The sequence below is a fragment of the Pyrococcus woesei genome, assembly GCF_050496105.1.
Lineage (GTDB): Archaea > Methanobacteriota_B > Thermococci > Thermococcales > Thermococcaceae > Pyrococcus > Pyrococcus furiosus.
In genome coordinates this window covers 793,453-818,569 of record NZ_CP179867.1, presented here as the reverse complement: position 1 = coordinate 818,569, position 25,117 = coordinate 793,453, and the positions used below count along the sequence as shown (strand labels likewise).

Annotated in this window: 21 protein-coding genes and 3 pseudogenes; 12 read left to right on the top strand and 12 right to left on the bottom strand. The window is 42.7% G+C overall.

The window, feature by feature from the left end; translation table 11 throughout:
• The first annotated feature begins 43 nt into the window (after positions 1-43).
• Together ACMFNG_RS04540 and ACMFNG_RS04535 are read left to right on the top strand one after the other, a co-directional pair.
• Positions 44-763, top strand: coding sequence for a radical SAM protein (locus ACMFNG_RS04540; RefSeq protein ID WP_048059029.1), 720 nt, complete (start codon positions 44-46; stop codon positions 761-763).
• Positions 764-766: 3 nt separating this feature from the next.
• Positions 767-2,218: a cobyric acid synthase gene (locus ACMFNG_RS04535; RefSeq protein ID WP_011011416.1), complete on the top strand. Its 1,452-nt coding sequence runs from the start codon at positions 767-769 to the stop codon at positions 2,216-2,218.
• On the opposite strand, the gene ACMFNG_RS04530 is transcribed toward ACMFNG_RS04535, so the two are convergent.
• The 5 genes from ACMFNG_RS04530 to ACMFNG_RS04510 are packed head-to-tail and all read right to left on the bottom strand — an operon-like array spanning position 2,196 to position 4,596.
• Entirely contained in the window at positions 2,196-2,747 is a 552-nt protein-coding gene (locus ACMFNG_RS04530) for an NTP transferase domain-containing protein (RefSeq protein WP_011011415.1), read from the bottom strand. The two genes, ACMFNG_RS04535 and ACMFNG_RS04530, sit on opposite strands and share 23 nt — an antisense overlap.
• A complete protein-coding gene (gene cobS / locus ACMFNG_RS04525; RefSeq protein WP_430515238.1) occupies positions 2,744-3,430 on the bottom strand; it encodes an adenosylcobinamide-GDP ribazoletransferase in 687 nt (228 codons plus the stop codon). The genes ACMFNG_RS04530 and cobS overlap by 4 nt, the downstream gene beginning before the upstream one ends.
• Complete coding sequence (locus tag ACMFNG_RS04520) at positions 3,390-3,650, bottom strand: hypothetical protein (protein WP_430515237.1); 261 nt, start codon at positions 3,648-3,650, stop codon at positions 3,390-3,392. Before ACMFNG_RS04520 ends, cobS begins: the two co-directional genes overlap by 41 nt.
• Positions 3,647-4,117, bottom strand: coding sequence for a hypothetical protein (locus ACMFNG_RS04515; RefSeq protein ID WP_430515236.1), 471 nt, complete (start codon positions 4,115-4,117; stop codon positions 3,647-3,649). The genes ACMFNG_RS04520 and ACMFNG_RS04515 overlap by 4 nt, the downstream gene beginning before the upstream one ends.
• 56 nt (positions 4,118-4,173) lie before the next feature.
• Positions 4,174-4,596, bottom strand: a complete 423-nt coding sequence (locus tag ACMFNG_RS04510) for a BlaI/MecI/CopY family transcriptional regulator (protein WP_430515235.1) — start codon at positions 4,594-4,596, stop codon at positions 4,174-4,176.
• A gap of 86 nt (positions 4,597-4,682) precedes the next feature.
• Here ACMFNG_RS04510 and ACMFNG_RS04505 point away from each other — a divergent pair, with 86 nt between their 5' ends.
• Positions 4,683-6,410, top strand: coding sequence for an endonuclease/exonuclease/phosphatase family protein (locus ACMFNG_RS04505; protein ID WP_430515234.1), 1,728 nt, complete (start codon positions 4,683-4,685; stop codon positions 6,408-6,410).
• 94 nt (positions 6,411-6,504) lie between these two features.
• On the opposite strand, the pseudogene ACMFNG_RS04500 reads toward ACMFNG_RS04505, so the two are convergent.
• Positions 6,505-7,091, bottom strand: a pseudogene (locus ACMFNG_RS04500) (ATP-grasp domain-containing protein); the annotation flags it as partial.
• Between the two features lie 245 nt (positions 7,092-7,336).
• Here ACMFNG_RS04500 and ACMFNG_RS04495 point away from each other — a divergent pair.
• Positions 7,337-7,501 (top strand): annotated as a pseudogene (locus ACMFNG_RS04495) (AIR synthase-related protein); the annotation flags it as partial.
• A gap of 209 nt (positions 7,502-7,710) precedes the next feature.
• Here ACMFNG_RS04495 and ACMFNG_RS04490 read toward each other — a convergent pair.
• From ACMFNG_RS04490 to ACMFNG_RS04475, 4 genes and pseudogenes are all read right to left on the bottom strand, one after another.
• Positions 7,711-8,076, bottom strand: a complete 366-nt coding sequence (locus ACMFNG_RS04490; protein ID WP_430515233.1) for a hypothetical protein — start codon at positions 8,074-8,076, stop codon at positions 7,711-7,713.
• A 361-nt stretch (positions 8,077-8,437) separates the two neighbouring features.
• Complete coding sequence (locus ACMFNG_RS04485; RefSeq protein ID WP_430515232.1) at positions 8,438-9,073, bottom strand: hypothetical protein; 636 nt, start codon at positions 9,071-9,073, stop codon at positions 8,438-8,440.
• Positions 9,074-9,153: 80 nt separating this feature from the next.
• Positions 9,154-9,438: a hypothetical protein gene (locus ACMFNG_RS04480; protein ID WP_430515231.1), complete on the bottom strand. Its 285-nt coding sequence runs from the start codon at positions 9,436-9,438 to the stop codon at positions 9,154-9,156.
• Between the two features lie 115 nt (positions 9,439-9,553).
• Positions 9,554-10,215: pseudogene (locus tag ACMFNG_RS04475) on the bottom strand (helix-turn-helix domain-containing protein).
• A gap of 511 nt (positions 10,216-10,726) precedes the next feature.
• Between ACMFNG_RS04475 and cbiB the strand changes: the two are divergent.
• The 7 genes from cbiB to ACMFNG_RS04440 all read left to right on the top strand — a co-directional run bounded on the left by cbiB (position 10,727) and on the right by ACMFNG_RS04440 (position 18,315).
• Complete coding sequence (gene cbiB, locus ACMFNG_RS04470; RefSeq protein ID WP_430515230.1) at positions 10,727-11,584, top strand: adenosylcobinamide-phosphate synthase CbiB; 858 nt, start codon at positions 10,727-10,729, stop codon at positions 11,582-11,584.
• Positions 11,585-11,587: 3 nt separating this feature from the next.
• Positions 11,588-12,235 carry a diphthine--ammonia ligase gene (locus tag ACMFNG_RS04465; protein WP_430515229.1) on the top strand — a complete coding sequence of 216 codons (648 nt, stop codon included), beginning with the start codon at positions 11,588-11,590 and terminating at the stop codon, positions 12,233-12,235.
• A complete protein-coding gene (cobZ, locus tag ACMFNG_RS04460) occupies positions 12,232-12,642 on the top strand; it encodes an alpha-ribazole phosphatase CobZ (RefSeq protein WP_430515228.1) in 411 nt (136 codons plus the stop codon). Before ACMFNG_RS04465 ends, cobZ begins: the two co-directional genes overlap by 4 nt.
• 23 nt (positions 12,643-12,665) lie before the next feature.
• The gene (locus tag ACMFNG_RS04455) at positions 12,666-13,622 is read left to right on the top strand and encodes an aminotransferase class I/II-fold pyridoxal phosphate-dependent enzyme (RefSeq protein WP_430515227.1); all 957 of its coding nucleotides are present in this window, start codon (positions 12,666-12,668) and stop codon (positions 13,620-13,622) included.
• A gap of 15 nt (positions 13,623-13,637) precedes the next feature.
• Positions 13,638-14,648: a deoxyhypusine synthase gene (locus ACMFNG_RS04450; RefSeq protein ID WP_430515226.1), complete on the top strand. Its 1,011-nt coding sequence runs from the start codon at positions 13,638-13,640 to the stop codon at positions 14,646-14,648.
• Positions 14,649-14,687: 39 nt separating this feature from the next.
• A complete protein-coding gene (gene pheA / locus ACMFNG_RS04445) occupies positions 14,688-15,488 on the top strand; it encodes a prephenate dehydratase (RefSeq protein WP_430515225.1) in 801 nt (266 codons plus the stop codon).
• A 151-nt stretch (positions 15,489-15,639) separates the two neighbouring features.
• A complete protein-coding gene (locus ACMFNG_RS04440) occupies positions 15,640-18,315 on the top strand; it encodes a valine--tRNA ligase (RefSeq protein ID WP_430515224.1) in 2,676 nt (891 codons plus the stop codon).
• A gap of 4 nt (positions 18,316-18,319) precedes the next feature.
• On the opposite strand, the gene ACMFNG_RS04435 is transcribed toward ACMFNG_RS04440, so the two are convergent.
• Complete coding sequence (locus ACMFNG_RS04435; RefSeq protein ID WP_430515223.1) at positions 18,320-20,194, bottom strand: phosphoenolpyruvate carboxykinase (GTP); 1,875 nt, start codon at positions 20,192-20,194, stop codon at positions 18,320-18,322.
• Between the two features lie 134 nt (positions 20,195-20,328).
• Between ACMFNG_RS04435 and ACMFNG_RS04430 the strand changes: the two genes are divergently transcribed.
• Positions 20,329-20,850, top strand: coding sequence for a metal-sulfur cluster assembly factor (locus tag ACMFNG_RS04430; protein ID WP_014835102.1), 522 nt, complete (start codon positions 20,329-20,331; stop codon positions 20,848-20,850).
• A gap of 25 nt (positions 20,851-20,875) precedes the next feature.
• Here the strand turns inward: ACMFNG_RS04430 and pls are convergent, their stop codons facing one another.
• Complete coding sequence (gene pls / locus ACMFNG_RS04425; RefSeq protein WP_011011401.1) at positions 20,876-25,072, bottom strand: pyrolysin; 4,197 nt, start codon at positions 25,070-25,072, stop codon at positions 20,876-20,878.
• Positions 25,073-25,117: the final 45 nt, after the last annotated feature.

Genomic DNA, 25,117 nt, shown 5'->3' with positions numbered 1-25,117 from the left:
ACCACCGATGGATTTTTTATCCATTCATTTTAAAATTGTTGTGATGACAAGAGTGTATCACATAGTTAAGTTCCAAGATGGGAATGCATACCTCCTCTTTGATGGATGCAACTGGAGATGTAAGTACTGCGTATGGAGGGAAGTCACGCGATGGAGCCTCTGCCTGCCAGAGAAGACAAGACAACAACTAGATTACCTGTGGAAGGAAAGAAAGGTTAGATATTTAACTGTTGAGGAGGTGGAAAGAATTTTAGAGAAGGAAAGAGTAAAGATTGCATTCCTTGGAGGGGGAGAGCCCACGCTCGATCCAGAATTAAAACCCCTAATGAAAGCACTTGCCAAGAGAGGGATAAAGGTCTGGCTTGTGACGAATGGAGAAGGATTAGATGATGAGATTGTTGATATTGCCTATGGGATCACCTTTAGCATAAAGGCTCTCGACGAGGAGCTACACAAGAGAATAACGGGAGTATCCAACTCAAAGGTTTTGGAAAATTTTAGGAGGTACGCAAAAAGTGGAAAGATAGTTGCTGAGACCGTATATGTTCCAGGATTAGTTGAATGCGAAGAGATCATGAAGATAGCGGAATTCATAGCCTCAATAAACCCAAACATTGCCTTAAGGATAGACCCACTAGTTCAAGGCGCGGATTTGGAGGAAGTTGATAAATGCATAGAGAAGGTAAAGAATGTTCTTAATGCATACAGGATAAAGGTAAAGGGAGAAGTAAAACCACCCAAACTTCTCTACCCGGTGGTGTGAGGGATGGGGAAAGCTTTAATGATTCAAGGAACGATGTCGGGAGTAGGAAAATCCCTAATAGCAACGGCGCTCTGCCGCATATTCTCGGACTTGGGCTATGATGTTGTTCCATTTAAAAGCCAAAACATGAGCCTAAACTCAGCTCCCAGCATAGAAGGAGGAGAAATAAGCAGGGCTCAATACCTTCAGGCCATAGCGTGTAGAAAGAAGCCAAGCATAAAGTTTAACCCAATTCTGCTCAAGCCCGAAGGTAATATGAGAAGTCAAGTTGTATTCCTTGGGGAACCTATTGGAAGTGTCTCTGCTAGGGACTACATGCTTTCAAAGAAAATAGAGTTGTTTAGAAAGTCAATGGAGGTCCTGAAAAGTCTCATGAAGAGGCATGACCTAGTTATAATAGAAGGAGCTGGAAGCCCCGTGGAAATTAACCTGAAGGACTATGACATAGCCAACATGAGGGTTGCAAGGGAAGTCAATGCCCCAGTTATTTTGGTTGCAGACATTGATAGGGGAGGAAGCTTTGCCCAAATAGTGGGAACAATGGAGTTGTTAAGTGAAGAGGAAAGAAACCTCGTGATGGGATTCGTATTCAATAAGTTCAGAGGAGATCCCAGCCTACTTTATCCAGGTTTCAAATTCTTGGAGAAAAAGTATGGAAAGCCAGTCTTAGGGGTTGTTCCCTACATTGACCACAGGCTTCCAGAAGAAGATTCACTGGCCGAGTTTCCCAGGGCGAAAGGGGAAGTTCACATTCAGATAATAAAACTTCCCCACATAAGCAACTTTACGGACTTTGAGCCTTTGCACTGGGCCAATGGAGTCGACTACGTGACGAAGGCCGAGGAAATTAAAGGTGACATAATAATCATCCCAGGGAGCAAGAATACTGTGGAGGATTTGATTTGGATGAGAGAGAATGGGATTGAGGATGCAATTATTGAAGCCCACCGTGAGGGTTCTTTCATCGTTGGAATTTGCGGAGGATTTCAAATGCTCGGAGAGAAAATTATTGATAACGTAGAGTCCAAGCGGGGAGAAGTAAAAGGAATTGGCCTTTTACCAGCAAAGACAATCTTTGCAAGGGAAAAGAGAACAAATCATCTGAAGGCCGAAGTTTTATGGGAACCAGCCAGAGGAATGAGAGTTGAGGGGTACGAAATTAGGTTTGGAAGGTCAACCACGAGAAGGCCGTTTTCAGTAATTAAGTGGGTAAACGGAAGAAGAGTGGAAGAGTTTGAAGGTGCGGTAGGAGAGAGAACCTTTGGGACTTACCTCCACGGAATATTCCACAACTTTGAGTTTACGGAGGCATTCCTAAATCTGATAAGGAGAGAGAAGGGGCTCGAACCAATAAAAATTCGGGAGTGGAGCATTGAGGATGAGATAAATAGATTTGCAAAGATCGTTCGGGAGAGCATAGACGTAGATTACATCATCGAATTCCTCGGACTCTAATTATTTCCGCTACTCTCTTTGCAAGCTCTAGCTCCCTGGGAGTGTTCACATTGAGGGCTAGGAGAGGGTTTGAAAAAACGAAGAATTTCTCTCCTTCCTTGGCAACACCATTAATTCCAACTATCGCGTAACCCATGTAAGAGTATGGCGTCAGGTCTTTGGGGACAACCTCCAGAGGCAAAACCCCAGTTAAGCTCACCTTTCCGTCAAATTCCTTAAGTAGAGAATATATATCGGAGGACTTGACAAAGGGTATATCTGAGGATAAGCTTATGAAGGGGCCAAACTCCCTTAGCAACCATTGAACATCCTTCACATACCCCCTCCCTGGGGTATCGACGAATTCAATCCCTTCCCTTAGACAGAGCTCTCTCGTCCTGGGAGTGTGCCTTGACAGGGCAACCAAAACTTCTCCAACGGCCTCAGCCTGCTCATAAACCCAGAGAAGCATCTCCTTTCCAGCTATCTTAAGAACGGGCTTTTCCCTTCCCATCCTACTGGACTTCCCGCCAGCCATGATGATTATCATGCCCAAACCCCCAGGATTAAGAGCGTTGCGCCCCTAGTTATCTCCCCCACGGCCCCTATGCAATCACCATTTAGTCCTCCAAAGTTGTCCAAGCTTATCTTTACTGCATAAATTCCCCCTACTAAGCCCAGGAGGGCAAATATTGATTGCGGATCATAGAGCAAAATTGGAATCAAGAGGAGAGCGTATAGAACTCCTCCCAAGATGACCTTTTTTGTTGTCAACCTATCCATAAAGTACTTTCCCAGTCCTTCTCCCAGGGGTCTCTTTGTTGCTAAGGCCAAGAGCATGGCCATCTTAGAATTCAGCTCAGCAAGATAAACGGAGTAAAATGGTGCAGAGGAAAGGGAGTAAACCTGAATCAAGAGAATCATCACAACCGCAAAAATTCCAGCAATCCCAGTGTTGACGTCTTTCATGGCCTTAACCTTTTTCTCCCTATCTCCCTTTACCATAACTCCATCCGCCCAATCAGCAAGCCCATCAAGATGCATCAAACCAATAACCCAGTAAAGGGAGAGGATCGAGAGAACATTTTTAAGAGGAATGTCAAGGTAGAGGATCAATGATGGAATAAAAGCAGTTAAAGGAGCAATCAATGGAAGCGCCCAAACCTCTTCCCTGGCCTTCTCGAACTCGCCTTTAATCGGAATCCTCGTCATGAAGGGTATTAAATTCTTCATGATTCAGAATATGCCTGGGGAGTTTAAATACCCAACCCAAGTTTATCTCAACTTCCCTACTAAGCACTTCCACGACCTCTGAGGGTAGGCCTTCCTTCTTAAGGGCCTTTTTAAAGGCTCTTCTCCCCTTATTATAGTGCCTAACTATGCCAGCCATGTAGAACAAAATCCTAGGAATATAAAGAAGAAAGCGGAGAAGAGAGGTAATTAAAGCCCTCATTTCTTTTCCTCTTCCTCCTTTTCAATCTCTATCTTCGGCATTCCAATGGGGATGTTACCTTTTGAACTAACTACCTTTGCCAAGCTCTCTATTAAGGACTTGAAGAGATTTATGCTTGCCATGTACTCTTTAGTTAGCTCAAGAGCTGCCTCCTTGTCCATACCTGCCTCAACCAAATCCTTGTAGAACTGGGCAACGCTCTTCCCAAGTGCTGCCATTCTCTCTGGATTGTAGAGTTCGGATATCAACTCTTTTATTGGTCCCAGAATGTCCTCTATCATTGGGCCGAGCTTATCCATCAGCATGGCGACCTTGTCCAAATCCTTGTCTCCCTCAATGGCCTCTATTAAGCTTTTCAGACTTTTGACCTTCCTTTCTAGCACTTCAACTTCCTCTGGTGTCTTTGCAGTCTTTATTTCTTCGGCTATCTCCTCAATAAGTTTTTCAATCTTCTCAGCTTCCACCATCTCGATCACCTCAATACTAATTAGTGTGCTCACACCTAATCTAAATTCTGATCAAACTAGAGCAGGTTTATGGGGATGCCAATTAAATCCAACCACCTCTTCACAACCTCACGGGAGAGGGTATAAACACTTCCCCTCTCACCTGGGACTTCCTTGACCACTCCCAACTTCTCCAGCTCATTCAGCTTTTTCCTAACAGTATTTCGAGAGGCTTTACCCCTCCTCCCCTTCAGCTCCCTAGCTATTTGACTAACGTTAGCGCGCTTAAGGTCAAAAAGTATCTTTACAATCTCCCTAGCAATTGGATCATGCTTTATCTCGGGTATAACCACATCTATCCCCAACTCCCCATATTCGGCGTAAACGTTTAGAAGTCTTATGTAAGCCTGGGCCAACTGAGAAACTACTTCAAAGCTTTTCTTCAGGTATTCAAGTGTTTCCTTGAGTTCTTTGAGCTCCCTCTCGAGATCATTAGGCATGATAAAATCTAGGGTTTCAACAATTTTTAGGGTTGTGGTCAGTTGTGACCACAAATTTATATTTCCCCTAAGCGAAACTTAAAAACATGAAAAGGGAAATCTTAACTGGGATAGGAGTTGGAGCACTTTTAGCGTCATCTCTCAGAGTCTTCGTTGCAGGGGTTTATTCCAGTGTTGAAAAGACCTTCTTCTACGGAGTCTACTTCCCCTCTATATTAGGCATAGTGCTTTTAATACTTGCAACGGCTTTGGTAGCAAGGATTCCTAAAAAGATAGGAGGAGCAATATTAGGATTATACATAATTGCAACCCTTGCTACCGATGCTACTGAATATACCCATCTTCTCGGAGCCCTTGCAATACCAATAATCCTCTCCCTAACCCTGGAGGTTCCTACAAAATATCTAGCTCTCGGAATGCTTGCAGATCTCTCCCTAAGAGTTCTAGCCACTGGAGGGGAACCGCTGGACTTCTACCATACCCGCGTATTGCTCGTCCTACTCACACTTCCAGTAGTCTACTACACGATAAGAGAAGAAGGAAAACTCAACAAAGCTCCATTCGAGCTCTATGCATTTGCAACACTGATCGAGCTCGGCCTAATATATCCAAACGCCATACTGAGATATTCAGGGATTAAGGTCTACTACCTGCCACTCTTTGTGGGGTATTCATTCATAATAACTCTAGCCCTCTTCCTGGGAATTTACTTAGGAAAGAAACCAAAGATTGCAACAATACTCTTAATCTTAGGCTCACTAACTCTACTCATCAAGCCACTCTCTCTTATTGGACTGCCAATAGCTCTGCTCTCCTCTGTGGCTCTTCTAGATAGTGCAAGGAACGGAAAAATCCCAGGGGTGCTTGGGCCAATATACTTCACTATCATGGCGATCTTAGCCACTGGGGCTTATATAGGAAGGGACATTGGATTGTCATTTATGGAGGACAGGCTAGAGGTTGTAATAATCCTGGCATCAATGGTGTATGCTCTAACAAGCTATAAGAGGAGCGTAGAAGAGGTTTCTCTTCCCACCTTAAAGGAAATAGCTTATTCTATAGCTGCATTTTTAATCATTGGGATCATAACATTATCAGCTTTCCACAGAGCCCCAGTTTATCAGGAGAGAAAAAGCGAAATAACGGTGTGGACCTATAACATCCACCAAGGATTTGGGCCATACAAGGGAACGTTCAACGGTAAAGAGCTTGTTGATTTGCTTAAAAACCACGGGCCAGACATAATAGGGGCCCAGGAAGTAGTTGGGGGAATGATTGCAAATGCCTACCAAGACATTCCGCTACTCCTCTCGGCCAGGCTGGGATATGACTATGAGTACAAGCCAGCCGTAGAGGGGACGTATGGAGTGGCAGTGTTCTCCAAATACCCCATGAAAACATTGGGAGAGATGAACTTGAAGAGCGTGGGACAGGCTAGACCAGTCCAAAAAGTTCTGATTGAGGGGCTAAACCTAGTCGTAGTAAATGTCCACCTAGGGCTTAGTGAGGAGGAAAGAGCCATGCAAGCTGAGGAGCTTCTAAAGTTTGCCACCACTGAGCCAAAGGCCCACATAATCCTTGGAGATCTTAATGCAGAACCAAAGGAGAGGGCCATAGAGATTTTAATGCAAGAGTATAGGGACTCATTTGAGGAGAGACCCCCATTTACCTTCAATTGGGGGAACATTGACATCGAGAACATAGACTACATTATGCTCAGAAAAGAGTGGAATGTAAGGGTGAAAGACTATGGATGCCTCTGCGAAGTAGAGGTGTCAGATCACAGGGCACTTTGGGTGGTTATAGAGATCTAACGTCGTTTTATCTTATTTTTTTGTTTATTGGAACTCTCCACTCTACTATCCCCGTCGCCTTTCAATTCTTTTTTTAGTCTTATTGGAACTTAAAAAAGTGCCTAACCGCTAATTCGGTAATCTCGATGTCAAAGTCTATATGCTCCTCAACGATTATCTTATCAGCACTTCCCCTTGCATTTTTCTTTACAACTTCCCACGCTTTAGGAATATCTTCGGGCCCTTTAACGAAGTACGATCCCTTCCCGCTGGAAATCATTATGGCCTTGGTGTGGCAGGGGTAGCCTATCTTCTCGCTTCTCGCAAGCTTCGTAGAGCTCATCCAGGGTTGTTGCATATGCGTAACGAGATGTTGGGACCTTTGCTTCTTTTGCAAGGGTCTCGCGAGTCCTCTCCCTGTGCATTGCTATCCATGTCGCCTTTGCATTTGGAACGACGGAGTAGCCTTCTTTCTCAAATTCAAAGAGGGCATCGAGGTTTATTGCTTCTATCTCCGGAATTATTACATCTGGTTTTTTCCCTCTCCACTATGCTCCAGAGAAAGTCCTTATCCTTGCTCTTATGAGCTACCTGCATTGCAGGGGCATTTGGGTATCGATCGACTGCTATGACTTCGACCCCTAATCTCTGGGCCTCTATGGTTACTTCTTTTCCAAGCTCACCGCTTCCGAGAAGGAGAATTTTAACAGCAGAATCAGTTAGGGGATGTTTCGTAAATAGTTGAGATCGTAAGGTTTAAATATTGGTTATACTTTATTAGTGGAGTCTTTCCACCCTGTGCCCGATATGTGGGGTTTGATAAGCCCGAATGGGCACGGATCCCGAAGATGTGGGAGTCTCCGTTCCCCCCGAAAGCCAGCCGATGAAGATGGGAGGCTGGAAGGTTGGCCGTATCGACATTACACAAATCACGGCCAACCAGAACGGTTCCGTTAGATGAGAGGTTTAGAGTTTTTAACATGGGAATTGGATTTATCGTTATAGTTTCACAAGAAGAGAAGGAAAATACCTTGCAAGTCCTTAACAAATATTCCCCAAGTCATGAAATAGGAAAAATAATCAAAGTGAAGAACTATAAAATCGAGCTTTAATAAAGTTTTTTGCTCTTTTTCAGTTAATTGTTGATATTTTTGGTTTTTTGAGTATCTCTTTCCGTAGAAGCAAACTGACTCTCCTAAGAGCAACTTCTTTGACATATATTGAGATCAGGATTACTCTTACTTGGTGTATACAGCCATATTAGACTTCTAAAAACCATCAAGCTAAAGGAATGAAACACCTAACAGTTTCAATCACATTGTTATTCATCTCTTTCTTTCAAGGTTTCGGTTCCCCAGTAGAGGGATAGGAAATACATGAGGGTAAATGGGATGTAAACCATCATTCCGCCGATTACAATCTCTTCTCCTGGCTCAATATAGCAGTTGCAAGCTTTTAAAGCATAGGGATGAATTATTCTTTCAACACTCCAAGCCAAGGAATAAGAAGCAAAGCCGATAACCCAAAACTCATGTGGCAACATTTTTCTAGAGAGTCTAACAGTTATCAAAGTTATCAGAAAGGGGTATACCCAAGGTACAAAGAGATAAAACAGCACTTCATACAGAAAACTTGTAAATCTAACCAACAACTCTAAATCTCTAAGTATAAGGCTTCCTATTAACACTAATGCAAAGTGAACAACGCTGATTTTTAACTTTTGTAAGTTTAAAAAACTTGGTAGTACAAAGAAAGATAAGCTTAACATACTCAGAAAACAATTAGCAAGGTAGTAAAATACCACATTGATATCACTCGCGTATAGAATTTTAAAAACCCAATATATGATTACCAAAACTGCAGCAAAAAGTGAGCTTTGTTTAGCTTTCTCAAAGGTTCCTGTTAAGCGAACAAAGGTAGCTCCAAGGAGGAAAAGTATAACAACTTGAGCCAAGAGCGAAGCAGAATTCCTGAAGAGCTGGTTAAATAAAGCCACAGTCAAAAATTGAAGAATTGAAAAGAGAAAAAGCTTGATCATTTTTTCTCACCTACTGGCCTTGATATTTACTATTTGCGGCATTGTGGTCACCATATGTGAAAAGATATTCTGATAGTGTCCATATTTTCTTTGGCTGATTGGGGTTGTTATCTTTTTCTGAACTCATTAAATGATTCCAGGTATTCACGTATATTATCTTAAAGTAAGTTTCACATCCATCAAGATGATCTGGCTTAATTACAAGGTAACTTTGATTTCCACTATAACTGCCAGAGAACCATGCATGGTAGATTTCACCATATGTTGTTTTGTCAATATAGACATAGAAAGTTTCAAGATCTACAAATCTGCCATATTCGCTATACCTATAAAGATCGTAAATATGATCGATATCTGGACTGAGAGGGTAATCTTCATCTTTAAATGCTAATGTATATTCAATAGTATCTACTTCTCCATCCATATCTGTATCATATGTTATCCAGAAGACTTCAATTAAGGGATTATTTCCTGGCTCTGGATAGTTAGGTGGCCACCATGTCCAAGGGATGATATCATACTGCAACTGGTAAATATTTGGTGCCAATCTCCTTGCAATTTCTTCATTTTCTGGTGAACTTGTTAATGGTACCGCCTTAGCTTTAAACTCACGCTCGAAGAGTACTCTAGCCTTTTCTTTTTTCAAGTTTTTAATGATTAATTGTTTTAGAGCGTCTTTTTCTTTTGTGTTTAATTTTTTCTCACTTGTAGTTTCTAAGAGGTTAATTAATTTTTCAAGTTTTCCACATCTATTGTTCCATTTTTAAGGTATTCCTGCCAAATTTTTTTACTAACTTTGCTCGATGCTAGGAAATATGGAAACTTTTCAAGTTTGATTTTATATTTGTTCCCCAAGATAACAAATCTATCTTTGACTTCAAACTTCGTATTATTGTAGAGTATATATCCGTCCCCATAGATTGCCTGAATACACTCTCCCTCAATGTTGAATGTCGTTGCGCTTCTGTTCTTTATTGCTAGTACTGGAGTGGTTGAACTCAAAACTAACAAACTAAATAACAAAACACCCAACGACTTCAACCGCATTGTTATATCCCCTATAGTTATTATGAAAAAATATACAACTAAAAATATTTAAACTTTTCGGATTTTTAATAGGATACTATTAAGGTAACTGGAGCATCACCTCCTGAAGCCATTCAGTAACATCACCAGGCGGACCACCGAAACTAGAATGGATTCTGACAAAATTATGCCAGAAAGCAAACAGAAAAACAAACCTATGAACCCTCCTCCAGTCTTTACCCCTGAAATTATTCCAAAAAAAGCTTTGTTCTTTCCTTAACAGTCCTAAACCGGCGCTCAACACTGTTCATCGGCCCAAAAGTCACATGCAGATAACCCAACCCCAAACTCTTAAACGCTGACTTATACCAGCCCGCCCCATCAACCAGAAAGACAGACTGCCCTTCACAGGACTTTAAAACAACGAGAAATCCCTGGCAACTCACCAGTTTCTAACAGTCGTAATCCAGACTGCCAAAACCTCCTTGCTCTCAACGTCAATTTCTCTTCTTCCCGTTTCATCAACTGTTTCCCTGTTTTTTGACTACGAGGATTTTTGGCTTGTAAACTGCTTCTGCTATTTTTTTGAACGGCTTCCCAGACGGTTGTGTGGCTGATTCCGAGGATTCTGGCAGTTTGCCTATAGCTTAAGCCGTTTAGGTACAAGTTTATTGCTCTGATTCTCTTTTCTGCTGGGATTTTGTTTCGGCGAAAAGGTTTTAAGGCTAAGACTACCCAGCAAATAATGGTTTCGGCTTGTATGTTCCCCTTTCTTTTTCTGTGGTAGTGTCTGGGATTTAAAACTGACGCCCTACTGCTTATCCTGACAGTATCTATCCAACTTACTTCGAACCCCCACTTTATAAACAAACTAACGCCCCCTAGGACTTTAAATCAAAAATACTCCTAGGGTAATCCTGAGAATAAACTACTGTCATCACACCCTATCTCACGAACAACCTCCACTAACCCAACCAAGCAAACTCCTACCTAATTACAATAATCAAACAGAATCTCTCAAACTTCTTACAAAAACATGTTATCAGTGCACTCTTCAAAAATTTTCGAAAAACTTTCGTCATAATTTGATAATAAAACTGTAACATACTGCAAATACTAACTTCAGGTTACTAAATTAAACCCCAATTCATCAAAGAACCTTTATTTTAAAAATTAAGCTCAAACAAAACTAAAAATCTAAAAATAAGCTTAAACATCGTGTACCGAAAATCTTCGGGCAAACTTTTATAACTTGCGGACAAAATATCCAACCATGGATATAGCCTTTCCAATCGCTCTCCTAATTGACTTAACCCTTGGAGAACCTCCAGCCGTAATTCACCCAGTTGTGTGGTTTGGCAAGATTATAGGCTTCCTTGACAGTAAATATAGAAGAAGGTCTCCTCCTCTTGATTTTCTAGCTGGAGTTCTTTCCTCCCTAGTTGTTGTTGGATTCGCACTTTTCCTTTCTTATCTCTCCAATCTCCTCCCAAATCCGTTCAATTTACTCCTCTCAATATACCTCCTAAAGTCATCCTTTGCAATAAGAAGCCTCCACGACCACGTAAAAAGAACGATAACTTCCGATTTAGAAGAGAAGAGGAGAGCAGTTTCAATGATAGTGAGTAGAGACACAAAGTCTCTTGACGAGCCCCACTTGAACTCTGCGGCAATAGAGAGCCTATCAGAGAACATAAATGACTCAGTAGTAGCCCCTATCTTCTATTACCTAATCTTTGGCCTTCCTGGGGTCATTATATATAGGGCCGTAAACACCCTAGATGCAATGATAGGGTATAGGAAAGAGAGATATGAGTACTTTGGAAAGTTCGCGGCCAGGCTTGATGATGTCCTAAACTTCATCCCAGCCCGAATAACGGTGCTCCTCTTCCTCCCCCTGGGAAGAAGAAAAGTTATCAGATACTATAGAATGGCAAAGTACAAGATAAATTCCGATAAGCCAATAGCAGCCATGAGCGCCGTGCTGGGTGTTTGGCTCGAAAAGCCAAACTACTATAAGTTCCCAGGGAGAAGGCCAGAAAATGAAGATATAAAGAGGGCCCTAAAAGTGTACTGGATTGTTGTTGTGGAGTTCCTCTTGGCCGTGTTTATCATCCTCTATGGGGGGTAGAGAATGAAGGGGAGAGGAGTGGCCTTCTTCTCGGGTGGAAAAGATGGGCTCTACGCCTTATACCTTGCAGAGAGGGAAGGAATTGAAGTCCCCTATTTACTTACCCTCAAGACAAGCATAGGGCTCTCCCCTCACTGGGAAAACTTAGATGCCCTAAAGGCTCTAGCGGAGAGTATGGGGAAGAAGCTCTTAACCTTTGATATGAGAAATGGAAGCGAAGCTTTGGCAGAGGTCATAAGTTCTCTCAATGTTGATTACATAGTAGCTGGAGACATATTTTTGGAAGATCACCTAAAGTGGGTGAACTTCCTCGCTGAAAAAGCTGGATTAAAGACTCTTGAGCCCCTCTGGGGAAGGAACACGCTTGAACTAGCTAAAGAAATGCTAGAGGCTGGGTTTAAATATTCCATCATTGCCGTGGACAAAAGTAAGTTGGGGAAGGAGTGGTTGGGCTACACTTTCTCCTCAATTAAAGACCTTGAGATCTTTACTAGTGAAAATCCCACAATTGATCCGCTAGGAGAAGGAGGAGAGTTTCACACCATAACACTCTCAAGCCCCCTCTTTAGGTATGCGTTTACCTTGGAAAAAATCTCTGTAGAGGAAAGTGAAAGGTACTGGTGGATGAGGTTTAGGGTGATGAGGAGATGATATTAGAAATCTTGAAGTCAAAAGGGATAACTCTCGAAAGGATTATTGATACTGCCTTAGAGCTCTACATTGGGAATGAGAGGGAGCGTATTAAGGAAAAGGTAAGAGGAGTGATGCTCCGCTATCTAGAGGATATAAATGTTCAAGCTCTTCTAATGGCCGCTTTACTGCTGGAGGAGAAATTTAATGTTGAGGAAGATCCAGTGAACTTAGTTGCGGATGAGCTAATTGGGATTGATATAGCCGAGTACATAGGAGGGAAGATGGCCCTCTTTAACTTCTTCTACTATGACACAAAGAAGCCTGGAATATTGAGAGAACTCCCTCCATTTCTGGACGATGCAATTGGAGGGTTTATAGCTGGGTGCATGACGTTAGTCTTCCATGAGCTCAATCTTAAGGGCTAAAAAACCAGCAAGGAGGGTAGCATATGATTCACCCAATAAACTTCAAGGCCTTTCATGGAGGAAGTAGAGAGGAAGGCTACATAGACTTCTCAGCCTCCGTAAATCCTTATCCACCAGAATGGACTGATGACATGTTCAGGAGGGCTAAAGAGATAAGCACTCTCTACCCCTACTATGAAAAACTTGAGGAAGAGCTCTCAGATTTAATTGGAGAGCCAGTAACTATAACTGCAGGAATAACGGAGGCCCTCTACCTACTCGGAGTTTGGATGAGGGGTAGGAAGGTTATAATGCCCAAGCACACCTACGAGGAATACGAGAGAGTCTCGCGCATATTTGGAGGGAGAGTGATCAAAGGTCCCAACGGCCCAGGAAAGCTTGCGGAGTTAGTTGAAGAGAATTCTTTTGTGTTCTTCTGCAATCCTAACAATCCAGACGGAAAGTTCTATCGAGAAAAGGAGATGAAACCTCTTTTAGATGCTGTTCAAGACACCAACTCAATTCTCATCCTGGATGAGGCCTTCATAGACTTCGTTAAGAAACCCGAAAGCCCAGAGGGAGATAACGTCATCAAGCTAAGAACCTTCACTAAGAGCTATGGACTCCCAGGAGTGAGGGTTGGATATGTTATTGGATTCGCCGATGCTTTCAGGAGCGTTAGGATGCCTTGGTCAATTGGCTCAACTGGAGTGGCCTTCTTAGAGTTCTTACTCAAAGACAACTTTGAACATTTAAAGAAAACCCTGCCTTTAATATGGAAAGAAAAGGAGAGGATTGAGAAAGAATTAAATGTGAAGAGCGATGCAAATTTCTTCATTATGAAAGTCAAGGAAGGAACAATTGAAAAGTTAAAAGAGAACGGCATTCTTGTAAGGGATTGTAAGAGCTTTGGGCTCCCTGGGTACATAAGGTTTTCAGTTAGGAAGAGGGAGGAGAATGACAAGCTTATAGATGTCCTTAGAAAAACACTTAATATCTAACTCCTACTCCCCACCATGCCAGAACCAAAAGAATTCGTGCTGAAAAAGTCTGAAGAAATTAAGGGAATCAAAGTTGAAGGCCCGTGGCTTGACGATACCCAAAGCTTGGAGGAAGTAGTGAGCTTTTACACCCAAATAGGATTCCAGGCCACTCATCTTGGAAAGGCCATAGAGATCTGGAGAAGAATAGAGGAAAAGAGGGAGAAAGGAGAGGAAATAAGGGTATTTCTCGGATACACCTCCAACATAATATCCTCGGGGTTGAGGGAGATAATAGCGTGGCTCGTGAAGCATAGGAAGATTGACGTGATTGTAACAACTGCCGGAGGCGTTGAAGAAGACTTCATAAAGGCCCTAAAGCCCTTCATCCTGGGGGATTGGATTGTTAACGATGCTGAATTGAGAGAGAAGGGAATAAACAGGATTGGGAATATATTTGTCCCAAACGATAGGTATATAGAGTTCGAGAAGTATATGATTCCCTTTTTTGAGAGAGTACTTGAGCTGGAAAGGGAAAGGAGAAAACCTCTAACTGCCAGTGAGTTCATCTACGAGCTTGGAAGGTACATGGACGAAAAGTTGGGTAAAGAAAAAGAGAAAAGTGTTATCTACTGGGCCTACAAGAACGAAATTCCAATATTTTGCCCCGCGATAACAGATGGCTCAATTGGGGATATGCTATACTTCTTCAAAGAGGAGAGAGGAGACAAAGAATTAGTAATTGACATAGCAAATGACATAGTTAAGCTAAACAACCTGGCAGTAACTGCTAAGGAGACCGCCTCAATAATTCTCGGAGGTTCCCTTCCAAAGCATGCGATAATAAATGCGAACCTCTTTAGGGGAGGAACAGACTACGCAATCTACATCACAACGGCAGTCCCCTGGGATGGCTCCTTAAGCGGGGCACCACCAAGTGAGGGAGTAAGCTGGGGAAAGATTAGGGCAAAGGCAGATTACGTGGAGATATGGGCCGATGCTACTCTTGTCTTCCCAATACTAGTATGGATGGTCATGAAGAGATGACCAAGCGGTTATAAAGCAAACAAAAAAGCCCAAAATGTTATGAAAATTTATTACTTTGGGCCAGAGGGTAGTTATACTGAAAAAGCTGCACTGAAGTTTGCAGAGCTTATAAATCTAAAGATTGCCCCAGCAGAGTCGATATACTCAGTTTTTAGAAAGGTTGAGAGAGGAAATTATGGAGTAGTTCCAACGGAAAATTCAATAGAGGGTTCAGTAACACTCACTTTAGATCTTTTGTTAAGATTCCCAGTCAAGATATTTGGAGAAACAAGTTTAGAGATCAAACATGCTCTTTTAGGTTATGACCTATCCACGATACAAGTCGTGCTTTCCCATCCCCAGGCCTTAGCCCAATGCCGTGAGTTCATTCAGAGAATGGGATGGAAAGTTAGGGAAACCAGAAGCACGGCAGAAGCAGCAAAGATAGTTGCAGAGAGCAGAGACCCCACCCTAGCTGCAATAGGTTCAAAGGAGGCAGGAAAGAGGTACGGTCTGAAGGTTCTAGCAGAAAACATCCAAGATTACCCAAACAATAAGACGCGATTTATACTAATTGGACGAGAGGACATGGAAAATCCGCTTGGAAACAGAACACCCCAAAAAGGGGCAATATTCTTAGAGTTAGAAAACGTCCCAGGGGCGCTCTATAGGGCTTTGGGAGTCTTTGCAAAGAGAGGCGTCAACCTAACGAGAATAGAATCTAGGCCATCCCTCAAAGATCTTGGCTACTACGTATTTTACATAGACTACGAGTATACTCCAGACGAGGAAGAAATACTTGAAGAATTGAAGCAAGTGTCTAAGTTCCTCAAGCACCTGGGAAGGTATTATGTAATCTAAGCAAATTTTTTAAATTTGAAAAGCATCTATAAACCTTGGTGGTGTATATCGTCCTCCATAAGAGAATTCCCTTCTACCTTTAAAAACACCACCGAGTTAGTTGTTACTTCTTGTGCCAACTTTCTTTCAAAAACCAAATGGGGGTTAGGAAATGCTACCTAAAAACTACGACCCAAACGAGATTGAGCCCAAGTGGCAGAAGTATTGGCTTGAAGAGAAGATATACAAGTACAAACTCGAGCCCGACAAGCCAAGCTATGCAATAGACACACCTCCACCATTCACAAGCGGAACTCTCCACCTGGGACACGTTCTAAGCCACACCTGGATTGACATAATTGCAAGGTACAAGAGAATGAGGGGATACAACGTCCTCTTCCCGCAAGGATTCGACAACCATGGATTGCCAACGGAGCTTAAGGTTGAGAAGGAGTTCGGCATTTCAAAAGACCAGCCAGAGGAATTCCTAAAGAAGTGTATAGAGTGGACTTGGCAGGCAATAGAAAAGATGAGGGAGCAGTTCATTAGAATAGGATACTCAGCAGACTGGGATCTTGAGTACCATACCATGGACGACTGGTACAAGGCCGCAGTGCAGAAGTCTCTCCTGGAGTTCTACAAGAAGGGATTGATATACAGGGAAGAGCACCCCGTTTACTGGTGTCCCAGGTGTAGGACGAGCTTAGCTAAGGCCGAAGTAGGTTACGTTGAGGAGGAGGGCTACCTCTATTACATAAAGCTCCCCCTTGCAGACGGTTCCGGTTACATTCCAATAGCCACGACAAGGCCAGAGCTAATGCCCGCATGTGTGGCAGTATTCGTTCATCCTGAGGATGAGAGGTACAAACACCTTGTAGGAAAGAAGGTTAAGCTCCCCATATATGAGAGGGAAGTTCCAATATTGGCTGATGAAGATGTCGATCCCAACTTTGGAACTGGAGCAGTTTACAACTGTACCTACGGTGACGAACAGGACATCGTGTGGCAGAAGCGCTACAACCTGCCCGTGATTATAGCGATAAATGAAGATGGAACGATGAACGAAAATGCTGGACCATATGCAGGGCTTAAGGTAGAAGAGGCTAGGAGGAGAATCGCTGAAGATCTTGAAAAGATGGGGTTGCTCTATAAGAAAGAGAAGATCAAGCACAGAGTGCTAAGGCACACCGAGAGAAGTTCGTGTATGGCTCCAATTGAGTTATTGCCTAAGAAGCAGTGGTTCATTAAGGTGAGAGAGTTTACCGATGACATTGTAAAGGTGGCCAGGGAGATAAACTGGTATCCAGAGGACATGTTCCTCAGACTAAAGGACTGGGCCGAGAGCATGGACTGGGACTGGGTAATCAGCAGGCAGAGAGTGTTTGGAACACCAATACCATTCTGGGTTTGTAAGAATGGGCACATAATTCCAGCCAGAGAAGAGGATCTTCCAGTAGATCCCAGGTTTGATAAGCCTCCCGTGGATAAGTGCCCAGTTTGTGGGGCTGAAATCGAGCCAGTGACGGATGTCCTCGACTGTTGGGTGGACTCAAGCATAACCCCACTAATAATCACCAAGTGGCACGAGGCAACAAAAGGCGATGAAGATGCAAAGAAATGGTTCGAGCACAACTTCCCAACTGCATTAAGACCGCAGGGAACTGATATAATAAGAACATGGGCATTCTACACGATATTCAGAACTTACATATTGACAGGAAAGAAGCCGTGGAATGACATAGTGATAAATGGTATGGTAGCAGGACCCGATGGAAGGAAGATGAGCAAGAGCTATGGTAACGTTGTCTCTCCAGAGGAAGTTATACCAAAGTACGGAGCCGATGCGCTTAGACTATGGACTGCATTAGCTCCTCCAGGAGAAGACCATCCATTCAAGTGGGAAACTGTAGATTACAACTTTAGATTCCTCCAAAAGCTCTGGAACATATACCGCTTTGCCGAGAGGCACATAAAGGACTTCGACTACGAAAAGTACAAGGATATTGAGCTTGAACCCCTTGACAAGTGGATACTCTCAAGGCTCCACAGGATAATTAAGTTCGCCACAGAAGAGCTTGAAAAATACAGATTTAACTTAATCACCAGGGAGCTAATGACATTCATCTGGCACGAAGTTGCAGATGACTACATAGAGATGATCAAGTATAGACTTTACGGAGAGGACGAGGAGAGCAAGCTTAAGGCAAAGGTAGCCCTGTATGAGTTACTCTACAATATAATGCTCCTCTTAGCACCATTCGTTCCCCACATAACTGAGGAACTCTACCACCACATATTCAAAGACAAGATCAGCGAAAAGAGCGTTCACCTACTTTCATGGCCCAAATATAGAGAGGACAGAATCAATGAAGAGGCAGAAAAGCTGGGAGAGTTAGCAAGGGAAGTTATAAGCGCAATGAGGAAATATAAGAACTCTCACGGAATGCCGCTGAATGCAAAGCTAGAGCATGTAGCAATTTACGCAACAGACAGCTATGAGATGCTAAGAGTTATAGAGAAGGACATAGCAGGAACAATGAACATAGAAAAGCTGGAAATAGTCAAGGGAGAACCACAGTTAGAGGAGAAAGTTGTTGAGGTAAAGCCCAACTACAAGAGAATTGGACCCAGGTATGGCAAGCTCGTTCCAAAGATCGTGAAGTACCTCCAAGAGAACGCGGAAGAGGTAGGAAGAATGATCAAGGAAGAAGGAAAGGTAGAGTTCGAAGTAGAGGGACAAAAAGTAGTGCTAGAAAAAGAAGATGTAGAGATAAAGAGGGCAGTATTCAGCGAGGGCGAAGAGGTTGAAACTGCCGTTGTTAGAGATGCAACAATTCTCTTCTTCTGAACCTTTATTTTTCTAATGCAAACGGGCTTATGTAATCACCATATTTTTCTCTGGCCTCCAAAATCCTCTTCCTTTCCTTTTCCAGCTCCTGGAACAGTTCTTCGGGAATATTGTCAATGGGCTCATATATCTTCCATATCCTGTCTATCTTAGCCAATAGCTCGGGGACTCTTATCTTGAACTGCTTTTCATAGTCCTCCCTTGAATAATCTTTGTTGAGAACCTGCCTAAACAGCACCTTTAAATCCTCGTACCTGGGTATATAACCTATAGGAGTTTCAATAGCCCCAACATCGTTGTGAACCCTCAGCTCCATCCACTTAAGCCACACAGCCTTGTCCAACTTTTCATTGAGCCATTGGCCATTCTCCCTTAGGAAGTAGTTCACTGCAAATATTTTTGGTGTCTTCTTGAGCTTCCTTCCAAACTCCAAATAGTTCCTCAAGTAATCTCCTATGTGAACGCTGAGAAAGTCAAGGATTGACATTGGGTTGAAAGCCCTTACACCTTCTTTGCCCAGGGTTGCCGCAGTTGTTTCACTCTCCAGAGCTGCACCCATTGTTATAACCCCATGCTCCCAATTGAAAGATTCCCTCACTGGAGGCCATGTATCTGGATCCCTTCCGCCAAATATTATCCCACCAACTTCAACTCCACATGGACTCTCCAACGCTTCCTTATCTAAGTTGGGGAAGGCATCAAGCCTTACGGTAAAGCGGGCATTCTTATGGCTTGGAGGTATTTCCTTACCCTCAGCATCCCTCTTTCCTCTCCACCACTTTCCACTGTGGTTCTCCCCCTCATCGGGAATCTCTATCCCCATGCCATTCCAGTAGGGCTTTCCATCCTTTACGAGGACGTTTGAGAAGATTATCTCAACTGGAGAATGGAGAACTTGCCATATTATTGGGTCATCCTTCTGATTCACTCCCTCTATTATTCCAAACACTCCAATCTCAACGTTAACAGCTCTAGCAACCCCATCCAAGTTCTTTATGAATACTAGGTCATCACCAACTATGTTCTCCCAGGGAATCATTGCTGTTGAAGTCTTCCCACACATGCTCGGATAAGCTCCAGTAAAGTAGGTTTTCCTTCCATTTGGGCCATTGACCCTCATAAGAAACATGTGCTCGCTTAGCCATCCTTCCCGCACTGCCCTTTGGATGGTTAACCTAAAGGCCAACTTTTTTAGGCCAATGACATTTCCACCATATTGAGTGTTTGCTGAGTAAACTGTCTCATCAACTAAGTCGATGTAGATTCTCCTCTTGTCAAGGTTTTTGCTCGTCTTCCTTTCATCCAGCTCGCCAGCAGAGTGAACAAACTTTAGGAAGTTCTTAGTTGGACCAAGCCTCTTGAATTCTTCATACCCCTTTCTATAGAGGAGGAATTCTGAGTGCATGACATATGCAGAATCAGTAAGCTGAACAGCTGGAATAGTAAAAACTGAGTTTTTGGGGCCTAGAACAAAGAATCCTATAAAGAGCTCCTTTCCTCTCATTATACCTTTCATTATCTCTCTAATTTCCCTAAGCCCATCTTCCCTATCCATCGTATTTAAGAAAGGCAAATTTGTACCTTTTGGAACCAGAAGCTTTGTATTTTGTTTATCCCTAGCTTGATCATAATAGTTGTCGTAGTGGACAGTATGCCTCACCATTTCGAGCATTCTCTCTTCTCCATAATACAAGGCCTTCCATCTAACGTATTCTTCATCTTCTTCGCTATCCGTACAAACGTAAACCTTACTTGGCTCTAGCCACTGTATCCACTCAGCCAAAAATGAGTGTAGGTAGGGATTGTTAATTGCTTTAATTTTCTCAAACTGGTCTTTATCGAGCAATTCTTCCAATTTTTTAAGAGCCTCATTCATCATTTTTATACACCCGTTTAAGTGTGTGCATCTTAACATTATTAATTTTGTTGTCAGATATTCAAATTCCCGTAATACACAAAATTGTCCCAAAAGGTTTAAATTTGATTAACAAAACCTTTGCTGGGGGAAGAGTTGTGGTAACCAGAGAAGAAGTTTTGAGAATTATAAAGGAGAATACAGGAAAAGAAAACATTGTAGAAAGTTTAGAGATAGAAGGGGATGTCATAAAAATAAGATTTAAAGAGAAAATTGATGATGCCACTCTTTTGGAGATATATAACAAGCTTAGGGAGTTAGAAGGTATCAGGCAGGTTGAAATTGGGTTTGTGAGAGAAACTAAAGATGAGAACCTTGAAATTACTGAAGAAATGATTCTGGAAAAGCTAAAGGAGGTTATCGACCCAGAAATTGGGATGGATGTTGTAAACCTTGGATTAATTTATGAGCTAAAGATTAATCCTGACAAAACGGTATATATAAAGATGACAATGACAACTCCTGGGTGTCCTTTAACTCTCTGGCTTCTTAGAGCTGTAGAGGAGAAAGTACTCGAAATCCCAGGAGTAAGAGATGTGGAGGTTGAACTTACCTTTGATCCTCCATGGACTCCTGATAGAATGAGCGAAGAAGCTAAGAAAAGGCTTGGAATGTTATAAAAGAAAAAGTGGGAAAAATTGGAGATTACTCTTCACCCTCTAATTCTTCTATGGCCTTTTCCAGTATCTTAACTGCCTTCATTTCATTGATGTATGCCTGTCTTAATGGAGGTAATAGTCTTATGTCTCCAAGGTATTGGATTATGTTACCCTCGCTAAGCTCAAGGGCCTTTTCGTAGTACTCTTTGGCTTTTTCATGGTAGCTGAGGGCTAAAGCTAATGTCTCGTTGTCCACTCCCAATTCAAGGGCCTTTTGGTACAATTCGTCAAACTTCTGTGAATATAGTCTGTACCATGAGTAGCCAAGGAAGTTAAGTGTCAAGATTGAGACTCTTGGGCCAGCATAGATAGTGTAAGTAACAGTTACTGTTACAGGTGATGCAAACTTCACTGTAATTATAACGTACTTGGCGTACTCTCCTTCCTCTATACTATAGGAAATTACGTGGTCTCCACTTACCTCGATGTTTTCGGCCTTCTTAGGAACAGGAACCACTATTGTTGCAGTCTCATTAGCGGTTCCGTTTATAGTTATTTCCACTGTCACTGTCTTTTTAACGCCACCCTCACTCTCCATCTCAACTGATACTATGGTAGCATTTGCTTCTGGTGATGACATTGCAAGCTTGGGCTCATTTATGTCCTCTTCAGTTATTTCAGGCTCTGATACTGTGATTTGGAAGGTCTTCTCTAATGTGTTGAAGTTCTCTTTCTTAACTATGACTGTGATTTCATCACTGCCTAACTTAGTTGGAGCATACGTGAATGTCACTGTACCGTTTTCGTCTGTGAGGTAGGTGTAGTTTCCTATAATCACTGTAGCATTTGGCACAGGCTCTAGTGTTAGGGCATGCTTTACAATTAGAGTGTAATTTCTAGCCTCTCCAAGTACTCCCTCTGCTGGTGTGAGACCAACGGCAAAGTCCGCCTTGTCAATTACCAAAGTTATGGGTATTTTCGCAATTGAAGTATTTGTATCCTGGTAGACCTCATTATCTCTAATCTCTATGATACCAGAGTATACTCCTGTAGGATGATCTCTATCAATTGTTATGTTTGCAGTTACAACTACGCTTTCATTGCTTCCAAGAATAATCGAGTCTTTGTCAAGCTTTATGTTTCCATTATCAAGGGTCATTTGAACAACTAAGTCAAAGGTGGTTGTCGTTGGATTACCATTTTCGTCCCTGACGCTGTAACCATGTACTACTATTGAATAAACTCCAGGCTTAGGATACTCAACTACAACCTCTTCTTCTGCTGTTGGGTTTCCATCTAAGGCCACTAAATTGCCTTTACTGTCATAAAGGTACAAGTCTAGATCTGAATTCGGAACACTTGGGTTGCCTATCCTAATCTTCAACTCTGCGGTGCCTTCAGGAACTTCAATGCCCTTTATGAAGAACTCTCCATCACCAACGCTTTCAACGCTCGCATTGTAGGTTCCAAGGCCAATGGGGATTAGAGTTGCATTAATTGGGGCATAGATGTTAGTAATATTGAATTCAATTGAGAATTCAGTGTTAGTGTCAAGGTATGTCCTGTTAATGTACCAAACGCTTGGAGTTATCTCTACTCCGTAAATCCTTACAAGGAAGCCCGACTCATAGAGGGGTGCAAAGTTAAATCCAGTCCATACTAGCTCCCAGTTTCCAGGCATTGGATTTGAGACTGCAGCGGGAAGATAATCTAGCTGGTATGGGAACACAAACATTCCATCTGGTCTGTACAGACCGTAGTCCCAGTATGTGGTCATCGCGTAGAGAACGTCCACTCCCTCAGGCACAGTGAAGAAGTGGTGAGTCACCATTTCTGGACCATTAATATCATACCAGGTGAGGGTGTAATTGTTCTCAGGAGTGAACTTCTCGGGAATAACAATTGTGTTCAAGATCTCGTCTTCAATAACTGGCGTTGTTGGATCATCAATGATTATCCTTCCAACATAGAGACCTGGCTCAAGACCCTCTACATCATATTTCACCCTAAGGACAAACTCGGTATTGTTCTCTAGAATTACACTTCCACTGACAAAAGGCTTAATCCATGGCTCAGTTGCATAGATCTCAAAAGTTCTGTACTCCGTGTCCCCTACGTACTTAATGTGCCACTCGACAATGTCAGGTATAGAGTTCCTTGCGTAGAGACCTCTTATAACGTCCACACCCAAGTACTCCGCAAAGTCGCTGTAGGACTTGTCTGCCCAGTGATCAACAATTGGGAGAGTGGTGCCGTTTATAGCCTTAAGGATTTCCCAGGACTTGGTAACGTTAACAAGACCATGACCTTGGTCAAGCTCAGTGTACTTCTGCCCAGTATATGGATCTCCCTCAAGCCAGGTTGCACCGCTCTCAAGAACCTTCTTAATTATATCTGGATTGTAGTATATTCCCTCGGCCTTTGCCCCGCTTATGAGGAGTGCAACGACACCGCTGACATGTGGAGTAGCCATCGAAGTTCCAGACATGAAGTCAGCTCCGCCAATCCACATCGGCAGGGATGAGTAAATTCCGTAACCTGGAGCCACTACATTGGGTTTTATTTCACCATCTATTCTCGGCCCTCTGCTTGAGAAGAATGCTATTCTAACGTTTGTGTAGGCGGGGAAGTAATAGAATCCATAGTAATCAGGATATCCAAGTGCTTGGGAAACATAAACTCCAACGTTAATGGGCACTGCAGCAGCTCCAACAGTTATTGCCTTTGTTGCAACACCAGGACTTCCAACGATGTTAATGCCAGGACCTTCATTTCCTGCAGCTATTACGAATACAACACCGTACTTTTCGGTAAGCTCATCCACAGCAACGCTTTCTGGATCAGTACCATCTAAGTATGGAGCATTTCCACCGAGACTCATGCTTATAACGTCTGCACCATGGGTTGCTGCGTATGTCATACCTTCTATAATATCCCACATGCTACCCCGTCCATCACTCCTAAGAACTCTTATTGCCATTATTTGGGCACCTGGAGCAACACCCTGCACGGTGTCTGTGGTAACGTTCGTATAATCCCAACCATAGAGTCTTGAGAACACTTCCCATTCACCAGAGTACATACTGAGCCAATCCCAAGCATCATTGTTGCTGTCGTAACCAGCAACAGTTCCAGCTACGTGAGTTCCGTGACCGTGACCATCCCACCCAAATACTGCATATTCTCCGTTAGGATCTATTTCTGCAAGCACGTAGTTGAGAGGACCGTAGTAGTAGCTAAAAACAGCAACATCATAAGTAACGTTGTACTGGCCAAGTGGAACTTCGTCGGTGAAGTCGTAGTCAAGGTCAGTATCCACATATGCAATGTCATAACCATTGCCAGTGGAGTTAACTAATAAGACAGGATAGAAGTCCTCTTGATCACCATCGAAGTTTAAGTCGAAGTATCTTTCTGGGAGCAGGCCGAAGTGATAGATGCCATTAGCAGAAGTGATATTTCCAATGGTCACATTGCTCACGTAAACAGTCTTAACAACGTATTCCATAAGTCCTGTCGATTCATTCAGCGTGAGACCTGAGGCCACTTGGAATGTTGTGTTAATTATAAGAGTCCCATTTACAACCTTGCTAAAGCTGAATGATGTATCCACGAATCCCTCGTCTGTAAAATCCTTCCATTCTATAATTTTCCTGCGTCCATCTGGAGTTATGCTCAAGAAAGGATGGTTCGGATCAACTCCCGTGTCAAGTACTGCAACAACAACACCACTACCATCATATCCAAATTCCTGGATGAACTGGAGAGCATTAATTACCCAGGTGCTGTTATACATTTTTGGTTCTAGGGAGGGCTCCTTAGTCTTGACGTCCTTTTCGACAATTGGAGGGGAAAGCTTAACTTCTCTGTTAAGCCAGGCTTTTTCAAGAGATGAGATATAGTTGAGCTCTTTAACTTTCTCAGGCTTAATCTTAACTAGCAACATGTTAAGAACTCTATTTTCGTCAAGAATCTCTGCACCTAGCTTTTCAAGCTCGGTTTTTGCCTCTTCAAGTTTGCCTTCCTTAGTCTTGATTATAAGAACCATGTTGGGTTGTCCTTTCATTATAGCATTAAGCGCCGCTTGTGAAACTTCTTTTGTCACAACTTGTTGGTTAGGGAGTATAGAAGTTGTTGAATTTTCTGAACTAACCGGTGGTGTTCCTGCGGACACAAAGTGCACTGGAACTACTGAAAGTAGCATTATCGCTATAAATAGCACAGTAAGTCCCTTCTTATTCATTCTACAGTCACCTCCGAGGTTATATTCATTTTGTATATTCACTGC